The organism is Mesorhizobium sp. M7A.F.Ca.US.006.01.1.1 (assembly GCF_003997935.1).
Classification (GTDB): Bacteria; Pseudomonadota; Alphaproteobacteria; order Rhizobiales; family Rhizobiaceae; genus Mesorhizobium.
The window spans coordinates 1-12,421 of sequence record NZ_RZQL01000210.1; the positions used below are offsets into that span (position 1 = coordinate 1).

At 63.9% G+C, this 12,421-nt stretch carries 13 protein-coding genes; 8 read left to right on the forward strand and 5 right to left on the reverse strand.

The window, feature by feature from the left end; all coding sequences use genetic code 11:
* Positions 1 to 153: 153 nt before the first annotated feature.
* Positions 154 to 444: a DUF1330 domain-containing protein gene (locus tag EN943_RS28150; RefSeq protein WP_127415489.1), complete on the reverse strand. Its 291-nt coding sequence runs from the start codon at positions 442 to 444 to the stop codon at positions 154 to 156.
* Between the two features lie 161 nt (positions 445 to 605).
* Between EN943_RS28150 and EN943_RS28155 the strand changes: the two genes are divergently transcribed.
* Positions 606 to 1,064 (forward strand): MarR family winged helix-turn-helix transcriptional regulator, encoded by a 459-nt coding sequence (locus EN943_RS28155; protein WP_127415490.1) that lies wholly within the window; start codon positions 606 to 608, stop codon positions 1,062 to 1,064.
* Between the two features lie 42 nt (positions 1,065 to 1,106).
* Here EN943_RS28155 and EN943_RS28160 read toward each other — a convergent pair whose 3' ends face one another.
* Genes EN943_RS28160 through EN943_RS28170 form a run of 3 tightly spaced genes read right to left on the reverse strand, consistent with a single transcriptional unit; the run spans position 1,107 to position 3,590 of the window.
* Entirely contained in the window at positions 1,107 to 2,300 is a 1,194-nt protein-coding gene (locus tag EN943_RS28160) for an amidohydrolase family protein (RefSeq protein WP_127415491.1), read from the reverse strand.
* Between the two features lie 45 nt (positions 2,301 to 2,345).
* Entirely contained in the window at positions 2,346 to 2,897 is a 552-nt protein-coding gene (locus EN943_RS28165; RefSeq protein ID WP_127415492.1) for a MarR family winged helix-turn-helix transcriptional regulator, read from the reverse strand.
* Between the two features lie 48 nt (positions 2,898 to 2,945).
* Entirely contained in the window at positions 2,946 to 3,590 is a 645-nt protein-coding gene (locus tag EN943_RS28170; protein ID WP_127415493.1) for an isochorismatase family cysteine hydrolase, read from the reverse strand.
* 231 nt (positions 3,591 to 3,821) lie between these two features.
* On the opposite strand from EN943_RS28170, the gene EN943_RS28175 reads away from it, so the two are divergent.
* The gene (locus EN943_RS28175; protein ID WP_127415494.1) at positions 3,822 to 4,676 is read left to right on the forward strand and encodes an NAD(P)-dependent oxidoreductase; all 855 of its coding nucleotides are present in this window, start codon (positions 3,822 to 3,824) and stop codon (positions 4,674 to 4,676) included.
* Positions 4,673 to 5,479 carry an SDR family oxidoreductase gene (locus EN943_RS28180; protein WP_127415495.1) on the forward strand — a complete coding sequence of 269 codons (807 nt, stop codon included), beginning with the start codon at positions 4,673 to 4,675 and terminating at the stop codon, positions 5,477 to 5,479. The genes EN943_RS28175 and EN943_RS28180 overlap by 4 nt, the downstream gene beginning before the upstream one ends.
* Before the next feature lie 185 nt (positions 5,480 to 5,664).
* Here EN943_RS28180 and EN943_RS28185 read toward each other — a convergent pair whose 3' ends face one another.
* Entirely contained in the window at positions 5,665 to 6,450 is a 786-nt protein-coding gene (locus EN943_RS28185) for an SDR family oxidoreductase (protein ID WP_127415496.1), read from the reverse strand.
* A 98-nt stretch (positions 6,451 to 6,548) separates the two neighbouring features.
* Here EN943_RS28185 and uxuA point away from each other — a divergent pair, with 98 nt between their 5' ends.
* The 5 genes from uxuA to EN943_RS28210 form a co-directional block, all read left to right on the forward strand.
* Positions 6,549 to 7,733: a mannonate dehydratase gene (gene uxuA / locus EN943_RS28190; RefSeq protein WP_127415497.1), complete on the forward strand. Its 1,185-nt coding sequence runs from the start codon at positions 6,549 to 6,551 to the stop codon at positions 7,731 to 7,733.
* 349 nt (positions 7,734 to 8,082) lie between these two features.
* On the forward strand, positions 8,083 to 9,492 hold the full coding sequence (locus EN943_RS28195) for an LLM class flavin-dependent oxidoreductase (RefSeq protein WP_127415498.1): 1,410 nt from the start codon (positions 8,083 to 8,085) through the stop codon (positions 9,490 to 9,492).
* Positions 9,489 to 10,727: an acyl-CoA dehydrogenase family protein gene (locus EN943_RS28200; protein ID WP_127415499.1), complete on the forward strand. Its 1,239-nt coding sequence runs from the start codon at positions 9,489 to 9,491 to the stop codon at positions 10,725 to 10,727. Before EN943_RS28195 ends, EN943_RS28200 begins: the two co-directional genes overlap by 4 nt.
* Positions 10,728 to 10,734: 7 nt before the next feature.
* On the forward strand, positions 10,735 to 12,159 hold the full coding sequence (locus EN943_RS28205; protein WP_127415500.1) for an LLM class flavin-dependent oxidoreductase: 1,425 nt from the start codon (positions 10,735 to 10,737) through the stop codon (positions 12,157 to 12,159).
* Positions 12,156 to 12,421: LLM class flavin-dependent oxidoreductase (locus EN943_RS28210; protein ID WP_206522820.1), on the forward strand; the 266-nt coding region annotated here is incomplete at its 3' end. The genes EN943_RS28205 and EN943_RS28210, both read left to right, overlap by 4 nt.

Here is a 12,421-nt window from a genome sequence, read left to right on the forward strand (position 1 = left end):
CACCGATTCCGGCCGGCCGCACCCGCGCGTCGGCGGGCTGACCAAGGACAAGATCGTCGGCAAGGACGGCGTCAGCTAGATGCCGATATTCAGGTGATGCCGGCCTGCAAACGCCGGCTTCCTGCGCTTCCGGTGTTCGCGTACCGGAAAGTTTTAACGGGTTTCGACTATGAACATCCGTGCCTCTTGGGCTTCCCGACGCTCGGCCTTGATCGGCGCGTATCTCTCGGAATTGTAGAACGCCAGCGCTTGGGCGAGGGTTGCAAACTCAAACACGCCGGCCATCGGGAGCGGCGCGTCCTCGCCCTCAAGAACCTGCGCAACAAGGCCGAAATGTAAAATACGCCCGCCGGCCTCTTGCAGCGCCGCTTGAAAGCGTGGAGCGACAGCCGCCTGTTTGGCGGCGTCGACGACACGCAGATTGATATGCACGTACGCTGGCATGGAACTCTCCTAATAATGCATATACAGTATTCTATGACGACGAAATTGTCTAGAGCGGTTCATCCTTTCACGGAAACGCCGAACCGCTCTAACTCTTTGTTTTTACGCAATTCCAGGAAAACCGTTTCACACTTTTCCTGGAATTGCTCGAGAGGGCGGACGTGAGCGGTTTTGATTCGGAAACGTTGAAAGGCGTCGCGGCGGAGTGTCCGGGCTTTCAGGCTCGTGCGACGGCGCGTGCGGTCACGCGCTACTACAACGCATGCTTCAAACCACTCGGGCTGACGGCCGAGCAGTTCAGCCTCCTCGTGGGGATAGGAGCCGTCGAGGGAACGACACTCGTCGATCTTGCAAACAGCGCGGGAGTCGACCCGACGACCCTAAGCCGAAATCTTCAGAACTTGGAAGGGCGACGTTTGGTACATTCAAAGGGCGGACGCGGCCGCTTGGGAAAGCAGATTGGCCTGACAATATCTGGGCGCAAGCTTATCGTCGATGCGCTCCCGTTATGGAATTTGGCTAAAGCGGAGCTGTCCAGTCGCTTGGGCGAAGAAAAACTGCGTTCCGCTAGCAAGCTAATGGCTGAACTGGCCGAGGCAGCAAAAACGTCGCGTACATAACGGCTCGGCCCGACCTGAATCTCAACATACCCTGAAACGCCGTCAGTTGGGGACGACTTCCGGCACCCGCATCGCGGGCGGGGTGTTGCGGCTCCGGCCGGTCCGCACCACGCCGTCGATGACGACCATTCCAATGCCTGGAAGATTGCCCAGCGCCACGCTGTCGAGCAGCCCGTCGCCGGCGCCGCCGATCGCCTGATCCATGAAGATCAGGTCGGCGGCGCGACCGACCTCGATGATGCCGCGATCATCCAGTCCGCGCACGCGCGCCGTGTTGCCGCTGGCAAGACAGAACGCCACTTCCGGCGCGATACCGCCCAGCGAAGCCAGCATGGTTAGGATCCGCAGGATGCCGAGCGGCTGCACGCCGGATCCGGCCGGGCTGTCGGTGCCGAGGATGACGCGGGCAAGTTCGCCGCGCTGCCTTGCCAGGTCGAGCACGAACAGTCCGGTGCGCAGATTGCCGTTGTGGACGATTTCAAGCGCCCTCGAACCCTTCTCGCAGATCTGCCGTATTTCCGCGTCGGGCAGGGCGGTTGGCCCGCCATTGACGTGGGCGACGATGTCGGCGTCGACCTCCAGCACGACATCCGCGCCGATGCGGCCGGAGCCCGGTAGGGATGGACCGCCCGTGTGGGTCATCGAGGTCATGCCGTATTTGCGCGCCCAGGTGATCATCTGCCGGCCGGTCGGCCCATCCTTGACGCCGCCAAGCCCGACCTCGCCGACAAGCGTCACGCCGGCCTCGGCGAGACTGCGGAAGTCTTCCTCGGTAAGGCCGGGTTCCAGGATCGGTGCCCCGGCCAGGATCTTCATGCCGTTCGGACGGAAGTTGGAGAAGGTGCGTTGGGCAGCGATCGCCAGCGCCTTCAGCCCGACAAGGTCGCGCGGTCGGCCCGGCGTGTGGACTTCCCCCGCCGAGATCATGGTGGTGACACCGCCATGCACGGTCGAATCCATCCAGCCGATCTGGTTCTGCCGAGGCGTCCAGTCGCCGGCCACCGGATGGGCGTGGTTGTCGATAAGACCCGGCGCGACCGCGCAGCCCATCGCATCGATGATCGTCGCCGCGCTGCCGCCATCAATATCGCCTGCCTTGCCAATGCCGGTGATGCGTCCATCGCTCACGACGATGGTGTCGGCGTCGATGATCGGTTGTGCGAGATCGCCACTCAGCATGAGACCGATATTGCGGACGACGAGCGTGTTGGCAGACGACTGGAGGTCGGACGACATCGGTTCTCACTTTTGCTGTTATGGAAAAAAAGGACTGGACGCGGCTTATTTGCCGCTGTCGCCATTCGTTGGGTCGTCGTCGTTGATGCGCTGGAGCAGGCGAAGCAGCGTCGCCTGCTCGGCCGGTGAGAGCGGCGACAGGAACCGCCGCCCGACCTCGACGCTGCGTTCGAGCCGCTCCAGCGTATAGTCGGTCCCTTTGCTGGTCAGCGCGATCATCGTCAGGCGTTGGTCGGTTTCGGAGGCGCTGCGCGTGATCAGCCCGTGTTTGAGCAGTTTGCGCATGACGATGCTGATGGTCGACGGGTCCATCGCCGTCAGCCGGCCGAGATGGTTCTGCGAAACTTCACCATGCTTGAGGATCGTGGCGAGCGCCGCGAATTGCGTTGGCGAAAGGTCTTCGCCGGCCATGACCTGCTGGAAGCGCAGTGTCGCGCGCTGATGCGCCCGGCGGATGACGTGCGCCGGGTGGCGGTCCAGTTCATAGCCGGTCCCGGCGTATTGCTGCAGCACCTGCTCGCGGCTCAGGGGTGCATCGCCGCTCGGCGTCTTCGGCGTCGCGCCTTTTTCGGATCGCGGTTTCTTTTCAGTCGTCACACCGGACTCCTATCGCCGCTGTCTTGGATGTCGCCGGTTTGGAAAAGCTCAAGCCGCGACCTCCGCTGGTTGAAGCGACGTCCCGTCGCGGAGGGCTGCGACGACATCAGCCGAATCGCTGACCACGCCGAAATGGGTCGCTATGTCATAGAGCGAGCTTTCCTGCTCGCGTGGTCCCGTTGCCGCGCAGCAATCGCTTGGCACCACCACCTCATAGCCCTGGAAAAAGGCATCATGGACGGTCGAGCGCACACAGATGTTGGTGACCACGCCGAAGATGATCAACTGATCGGTCTGCATGTCTTTCAGCGTCAGGTCGAGATCGGTTTGAAAGAAGGCCGAGTAGCGCCGCTTGATTACATGGATCTCATCATCGCGGGCGCCGAGATCCTCGATGATCTCCGGCCCCCAGCTTCCGTCCAGGCAATGCGGTGTGCGCTTCAGCCATTCGCGCTCGCGTCGCATGCCCGGCCGGTGGCTGTCATGGACCCAGATCACCGGCACGCCGGCGGCGCGCGCGGCCTCGATGACGGCCAGTTGCGGCGCGACCAGCGTCTCGTATCCAGGCAGGACCATGGCCCCGCCGGGCTTGCAGAACTCATTGACCATATCGATGACGATAATTGCTGCACGGCGTGGATCGAGGCGCACCGCGTCATCGTGCCGATGTGAGGAAAAACTGTCCACGGACATGGCGAGCTCCTTTGACCGATCGTTGATGCTCATACAAAAACCCTAGTGGATGCCAAGTCAATCCCGTTCGACGCAAAGCGTGCCGGTCGGCCTTGCGCACCGCGCTCCGACAAGCGTATGCGCTATTTGTCCATCGCGAAATGGCCTTGACAACGCTTGTCAGGCATGTGCTCGATTTGTATGACCATCAATGATATTCAAGCCGCTGAATTGCGGAGCCGAGGCCGAGATATGAAAACCATCGTCACCGGAGCCAGTGGCCTGCTTGGCCGTCATGTGGCCGAGGTTCTGGTTGCGGCCGGCCACGATGTGCTTGGTGTCGATGCCGTGGTGCCGGGTGAGGTCGCATGGCGCCACGCAACCGCCGATTTGACCGATCTGGGATCGACACTGCAGCTGGTGCGCGATTGCGATGCCGTTGTGCATGTCGCGGCCATTCCGCGGCCGACCGGCCGGGCCAGCGGCGAGGTGTTCAGGACCAACGTCGCGACCGCCTACAATGTGGTCGAGGCAGCTGCCATGGCCGGCGCCAGGCGCTTCGTCTATGCCTCGTCCTTCAGCGTTTTCGGCTATCCCTTTTTCGAGAAACCTGTGCGGCCGCCCTATCTGCCGGTAGACATGGAACACCCGGTCGGCGCGCAGGATCCGTACGGCCTGTCGAAATGGCTGGGCGAGGAAATCGTCGACGCGGCGGTGCGCCGCGGCGCCTTTTCGGCGGTCAGTGTCCGCATGCCGTGGATCCAGACGCCGGGTTCCTTTTTCGAGGGCGTCGGGCCGCGCCGCGCCACTGCCGACAGTGCCCGCGACCTGTGGGCCTATCTCGACGCGCGCGACGCCGGGCAGGGCTTCCTGCGGGCGCTTGCATGGCAAGGCGACGGCCATCTGCGCGTCCTCCTGAGCGCCGCCGACACATTCATGGAAGAGGAAACCGAAGCGCTTTTGCGCCGGGTCTATCCTGATGTCCCCCTGTCACGGTCGATCGCTGGTTTCGGCGCCGTGCTCGACACGGTCCATGCGCGCGAAACGATCGGCTTCGAACCACAGTATTCATGGCGTTCCTATCCAAAGCCGGAGACCCTGGGATGAAACGGTTCGACCAGAAAAAGGTCCTCGTCACCGGTGGCGCCGGCGCGATCGGCAGCGCGGCGGTACGGCGTTTCCTTGACGAAGGCGCGCGGGTCGCCATTGTCGACCGCAATGGCGCGGCGGCGCGGCAACTGGCTCGCTCCCTCGGCGACGGCGTCTTGGCCATCGAGGCTGACGTCACCGATGAAGCGGATGTGTGGCGCGCCGTCGCAACGACCGTCGAGACGTTCGGCGGCCTCGACGTGGTGTTCAACAATGCCGGCATTTCCGGCGTCGTCGCTCCCGTTCATGACCTGCCGGTCGAGGACTGGGATACGATCATCCGCATCAATCTGCGCGGCATCTTCCTCGTGCTGCAGGCGTCGCTTCGGGCGATGATTGAGGCCGGGACCGGTGGCTCGATCGTCAACATGGGCTCGTCCATGGCCGGTTGGGACGTCCTTTCGGGCGGTGCCGGCTATGTCGCTTCCAAACACGGCGTGGTCGGCTTGACGCGGGTCGCGGCACTCGATGCCGCGCCCTACGGCATACGCGTCAATGCCATCTGCCCCGGCGTGATCGAGACGACGCTTGGCGTGCCGGCTTCCGGCGACGGCGAATTCAAGAGCAGCGTCCAGCATTTCGCCGACCGCATTCCGTTGCGCCGCATCGGCCAGCCGGACGATGTCGCGGCCGCCGTGGCTTTCCTCGCCTCCGACGAGGCGAGGCACGTTACGGGCGTGGATTGGCTGATCGACGGCGGCCAGACCTTGCAGAGCTGGGCCAACGCGCCGGCTGGCGGCGCGTTTCCGAAATTTCGCTAAAGTCTTTTCGACGGCATTGCCTGGATGATCCGGACGGCAAGATCGAGATCGGCGAGCCCGCCCGAAAGCGGCGTGCGCGGCTTCGCGCCGGCAAGGCTTGGGCATTGATCTGTCAAGAAGGCCGGGCGCCCCAATTGTCGGATGCCGGCTGCTCCCGGTAAAGGCCAGGCCCCAATCTTCGCGATCTACTTCACGCCGATGCCGGCGGTCAGGCCGCCATCGATCTTGTAGTCCGCGCCAGTGCAGAAGCCGGCCTTCGATGAACACAGGAAAGCGATGAGTTCCGCCACCTCCTCCGGCTCGCCGATGCGCCCGATGGGGTGCGCTTCGCCGAAGCGCTTGTAGGCGGCTTCGACATCGGCGTCCGTGCCGTTCTCGCCGCGGGCGGCCTTCTCCAGGATGGGGGTGCGGATCGAGCCCGGGCTGACGGAATTGACGCGGATGCCGGAGCGCGCATGGTCGAGGGCCAGGGCCCGCGTCAGCGTGTGGATGGCGCCCTTGGTGGTGGCATAGGCGGCGACGTTTTGCTGGCAGGCAAAGCCCTGCACCGAAGCGACGTTGACGATGGCGCCGCCGCCCCTGCGGACCATTTCCGGAATGCCGAAATGCGTTGTCAGATAGATCGACCCGACATTGACCGACATCGCCTTGTTCCAGGTCTCGAAGTCGGTGCTGACGGCGGTTCCGTACGGATGCACCGCCGCCGAATTGACGATGATATCGAGGCCGCCGAACCGCTCCACGCCGGCCGCGACCGCGTCGCGAACCTGATCGGGCATGGAGACGTCGGCCCCTATGACCAGCGCCCCGGCTGCGGAGCTTTCCAGTTCCGCTTGCAGCGCAGCGTTGGCCGCGCGGTCGATGCCGCAGGCGACGATCGCAGCACCCCCCGCAGCGAGGCGTCTGGCGGTTGCGAGGCCAATCCCGGTCGTCCCCGTCACCAAAGCCACCTTGCCGTCGAAATCCTTCATTGGGAAAACTCCTTCATTCGCTGTCCGAAACCGTTCCTAGTTTGACACCCATTGCGGTCCAACAATAGGTTGCCGTTCTCTCGCAGAAGGAAGCGGCAATGGAACAGTGCTGGCGCTGGTATGGGCCGAACGACCCGGTAACGCTCGATCATGTCAGGCAGGCCGGTGCGACCGGCGTGGTGAGCGCCTTGCACGATATCTATGACGGGCGCGCCTGGCCGCTCGAGAGTATTCTGGAGCGCAAGCGTGTCATCGAGGCCGCCGGCCTGACATGGTCGGTGGTCGAGAGCATTCCGGTCCACAACTCCTTCAAGATCGGCACGCCGGAACGCGAGCGCTACGCCGGCTACTATCGTGACTCAATCCGCGCGCTCGCCAAGGCCGGCATTGCGACGGTCTGCTACAATTTCATGCCGGTGGTCGACTGGACCCGTACGGATCTCGCCTATCGGCTGCCGACGACGGGCTATGCGCTGCGTTTCGACGCCATCGATTTCGCAGCCTACGACCTGTTCGTGCTGAAGCGCGTCAATGCCGAGGCCGGCTATAGCCCCGCCCGGATCACCGAAGCGGAAGCGCGGCTGAAGGAATTGAGCAGCGAAGCGATCGACAGGATCGAGCGCAACCTGATCGCCGGCCTGCCGGCGACCGAGCGCAGCTATGACAGGGACAGTTTTCGCGAGGCCCTGGCGGACTACGACGCGATCGGACCAAAGGAGCTTCGCGACAACCTTGCCTGGTTCCTGCGCGAGATCATTCCGGTGGCCGAAGAGGAGGGGGTGCGTATGTGCATCCATCCCGACGACCCGCCCTTCTCGCTCTATGGCCTGCCACGCATCGTTTCGACCGCCGAGGATGCGCGTTTCATCCTCAACGCCGTCGACAGCCCCGCCAACGGCCTGACGTTCTGCACCGGCTCCTATGGCACGCGCGCCGACAACGACATCGTCGCCATGGTCAAGGAATTCGCCGACCGCATCCATTTCGCTCATCTGCGCAACATCACCATCGAGGATGACGGCTCCTTCTATGAGGCCGAGCATCTCGATGGCGGCACCGACATGGCGCATGTCATCCTGGCTCTGATGCAGGAAGAGGCGCGCCGCCGCGGGGAAGGCCGCGCCGACTGGCGTATTCCGATGCGGCCCGACCATGGCCATCTGCTCGCCGACGATATCGGCAAGACCAGGATCAATCCCGGCTATTCGCTGATCGGCCGGCTGAAGGGCCTCGCGGAGCTGCGTGGCATCATGCGCGCCATCGAGCGGTTCGAGCTGGCTTGAGCGGCACCGTCAGTTCGGCTGGCAGGGTCTGAGACTATCGCGCCGGTTTGCACTCCCACGATGCGTATACGCCGCATTGATGACAACGCCTTGTGTCGCATCGCGGCCAGGGCGGCAGCCCACGCGATCTCCAGTTCGGCGAAGCTGGGCATGGATTGTCGGCGTGAAGAGGCTTGATGGCTCCCCTTGGTGATGCGGCTCGACATTGGCGGCTTCGACGCCATCCAGTAATGGATTGTCACAAACACCGCGATCTTTAGGAAAAATCTCCACGCGCGATGCTTTGAAGTACACTAAATCCATAGACAAAGATCGATCCCGTGCGGCGCGCGTTTGTCTGGGTTGTCATATGGCAAAATCTCCTATCATTCTCAATGGCTTCACCATGAACGCCGTCTCCCACGTCGCCTACGGACTTTGGCGTCATCCGGCCGACCAGGCCTATCGCCATGCCGAGCTCGACTACTGGATCGAGCTTGCCAAGGTACTGGAGGAGGGCGGCTTCGATTGCTTGTTCATCGCCGACGCGCTGGGGCTCCTCGACGTCTATGGCGGTGGATATGATGCCTCGTTGGCAAAGGGCGTTCAGTCTCCCGTCAACGATCCGCTATTGCTGGTCTCAGCGCTGGCCGGTGCGACAAGCCGGTTGGGTTTCGGCGTCACCGTTTCGACGACCTACGAAAAGCCGTATCTGCTGGCGCGCAAGTTCACCACGCTCGATCATCTCACCAAGGGGCGGATCGCCTGGAACGTCGTCACCTCGCAACTCGACAGCGCGGCGCGCAATCTTGGTCTCGACAGGCAGGTGGCGCATGACGAGCGCTACGAGATCGCCGACGAGTTCATGGATGTCGCCTACAAGCTCTGGCAGGGTTCCTGGGAAGACGGCGCGCTGGTGCGTGATCGCGGCAGCGCTGCCAACCCGGACGGTCTCTATACCGATCCCGCAAAGGTGCATCCGATCGGTCACTCCGGTCGCTACTTCAACGTTCCGGGTCCGCATCTCTCCGAGCCCAGTCCGCAAAGGGTGCCGGTGCTGTTCCAGGCCGGCGGTTCGCCGCGCGGCCAGCGCTTTGCCGCTCGTCACGCGGAGGTGGTCTTTGTCGCCGGTGCCGATGTCGATGGCATCCGCCGCAATGTCGCTCAGGTGAAGCAGCTTGCCCGCGAAGAAGGCAGGGCTCCAGGCAGCATCAAGTTCATATCCGCGGTCTCGGTGATCACCGATGAGACCGACGCCGCCGCTTCAGCCAAGCTCGCCGACTACAGGTCGCACTACGATGTCGAAGGGGCGCTGGTGCATTATTCGGCAACGACGGGCATCGACTTTTCCAGGCACGATCTCGACCAGCCGATCCGCTACACCGAAACCGATTCCAACCGCTCCCTGCTGCGCATGTTCGACGACCCGTCGTCGGGCCGCCAGTGGACCTTGCGCCAGGCATTTTCCCCGGAGGGCGGCTTTGGGCGCGGCAAATCGTTTGTCGGCGGTCCGAAGACCGTTGCGGATGAGCTCGAGCAATGGCTGGAAGCCACCGATACCGACGGCATCAACCTGACACATGTGGTCAGCCCGGGCAGCTTCATCGATTTCTCCGCCCATGTCGTTCCCGAGCTGCGGCGGCGCGGGCGCATTCGCGAGGATGGCGGTCCCTCGCTGCGCTCCAGGCTTTTCGGGCGCGGCAGCCGCGTACCCGCCGATCACCCGGCGGCGCAGCATGCCTTCTCGCAGGTCCGCCGGCGGGAGGCGTTGGCATCATGACCATCCATGCCGCCGTTCAGCGCGAGCAGCGCAGCGATTTCCAGGGCTGGGCCGAGAAGGCCGAGGAGGTGGCACGCGAGCTCAAGCGCACCGCGGCCGCGCGCGATCTGGCTGGGGCCGCCCCGCACGCCGAAATAGACCTTTTGCGTCTGGCGGGGCTGCTGACGATCTATATTCCCAAGCGATTTGGCGGCGGCGGCGCGACGCCGGCCGAAGTGCTCAGGATCGTCCGCATCCTGGCCAAGGGCGACACATCGATAGCCCAGATCGTCATCTACCATCTCTTCGGTACGGCCATCGGATTGGACGGCGACAACAAGACCCTGATCGAAAGACGGCTTGAAGGCTTTCTCTCCAAGGGCTGGTTTCATGCCGGCATCGCGCAGGCCGCCTATGAGCCGCTCATCGAGGCGAGGCAGGTGGACGGCGGCTTCGTGCTCAATGGCGCCAAGCCTTTCACCAGTGGTGCACAAGTGGCCGATACGCTGCAGGTCTGGGTGCGCTTTGCCGAGGCCACGCGGATCGCCGGCACCGATGCCAGCCGTCATATCGGCCAGTTCATCGTCGCCAACCCCACGCCAGGCCTCAGCTTCGGCAATGACTGGGACAATATCGGCCAGAGGCTGACCGTCAGCGGCAGTGCGGCGCTCGAAAACGTCGCTGCATCCGCCGACGACCTGGTCGGGCATTGGCCTGATGATACGGTTCATCCGCCGCATGCCACGCTGCATGTGCCGATCGTCCATGCAGCCTTCGGCGAACTCTATCTCGGCACCGCGCTTGCCGCCCTGGAAGACGCCAGGGATTACATCACCCAACGCGGCAGGCCATGGCTGTCCTCGCCGGCGAAGAAAGCCTCCGAGGACACGCTGGTCGTCGAGCGCTTCGGCCGGCTTTCGATCGCGCTTGCGTCCGCGCAGGCGCTCGCGGACGCCGCCGGCGAGGCCGTGCAGCGCGCCTTCGAGCGCGGCAGGGATCTCACCGCGGAAGAACGTGGCCATGCCGCCGCAATCGCCTACCAGTCGAAGGTGCATTCGACCGAGGTCGCCCTGGAGGTGACGTCGCGCATATTCGAGCTGACCGGTGCCCGCTCCACCGCCCGCTCGTTCGGCTTCGACCGCTACTGGCGCAACGTGCGTACGCACAGCCTGCATGATCCCGTCCACTACAAGGTACTGGAAGTCGGCGACTTCGCGCTCAACGGCCACGTGCCGCCGCCAACCTACTATTCGTGAGCGAACCATGGCAAATTCCACCAATAAGACGATCAAGCCTCTCATCCTCAACGGCTTCGGCATGACCGTGGTCGGTCACGTGTCGGCGGGCCTCTGGCGTCATCCGAGCGACCGCGCCAACACCTACACCAGCCTCGAATACTGGACCTCGCTGGCCAAGCTGCTCGACGACGGCGGCTTCGACGCGCTGTTCCTCGCCGACGCGCTTGGCCACCTCGATGTCTTCCGGGGTACGCCGGATGCATCGCTGCGCACCGCCGCCCAGTCGCCGGTGAACGACCCGCTGCTGCTGGTCTCGGCAATGGCCGCCGCCACCAAGCATCTTGGCTTCGGCATCACCGTGTCGACCACTTACGAGCAGCCCTATCTCCTGGCCCGCAAATTCACCACGCTGGATCATCTGACCAAGGGCCGCATCGCCTGGAATGTCGTCACTTCGGTTCTGGAATCGGCGGCGAAGAATCTCGGCCTGGAACGCCAGATCGACCATGACGAGCGTTACGATCTGGCGCAGGAATTCCTGGATGTCACCTACAAGCTCTGGGAGGGATCCTGGGAGGACGGGGCGGTCGTGCACGATCGCGAGAAGGGGCTCTATACCGATCCCGCCAAAGTCCATCCGATCGGCCATCACGGCAAATATTTCTCCGTGCCCGGCGCGCATCTCGCGCAGCCCAGTCCGCAGCGCACGCCGCTTCTGTTCCAGGCGGGAACCTCGCCGCGCGGGCGCGAATTCGCCGCCCGCAATGGCGAGGTGGTGTTCCTCGGCGGCACCAGCACGGCATCCATCCGCCGCTCGGTCGAGGCGATCCGTGCCCGTGCCGTCGAACTCGGACGGGCGCCGGACGCGATAAAGTTCATCACCGCGGTCACCGTCATCACCGGAGCCACGGACGAAGAGGCCGAGGCCAAGCACAAGGACTATCTGTCCTACACCAGTGTCGAAGCGGCCCTCGCGCTGTTTTCGGCATGGACCGGCGTCGACTGGTCGCAATATCCGCTCGACCACCCGCTCGAATATATCGAGACCAATGCCGGGCGCTCCGCGCTTGCCAATCTGACGCGGATCGATGCTGACCGGCGTTGGACCGTGGCCGGGATCGCCGACTATATCGGTCTCGGCGGCATCCATCCCAAGCTGGTCGGCTCACCGCAGAGGATCGCTGACGAGCTCGAACGCATCGCCGATGAATCCGGCGTCGACGGCTTCAACCTGGCCTATGTCGTCAGCCCGGGCACGTTCGAGGACTTCATCGAATTCGTGGTGCCGGAGCTGCGGCGGCGAGGCCGCATCCGGGAACGTGGCGCTCCGGGCACCACGATCCGCGAGCGCTTCCAGGGAGCTGGCCAGCGGCTGCTGCGCGACGACCATCCGGGAACAGCCGCACGCGACCGCTCGAGCTGGGGCGCCATCGTCGAGGCGGCCGAGTGAGCGGCATCCATCTCCACTGGTATCTGCCGACCAACGGCGACAGCCGGGAAATCGTCGGGTCCGGCGATGATTCCCATCTCGGCAACGGCCCGTCGCGATCGCGGTTCCGGGAGGCGAGCCTCGATTATCTCTCCCTGGTCGCCAGGACCGCGGAGACGTTAGGCTTCGAAGCCGTGCTGACGCCCACCGGAACCTGGTGCGAGGATGCCTGGATTGTCACGGCAGCACTGGCGCAGGTCACCACGCGGTTGAAATTCCTCGT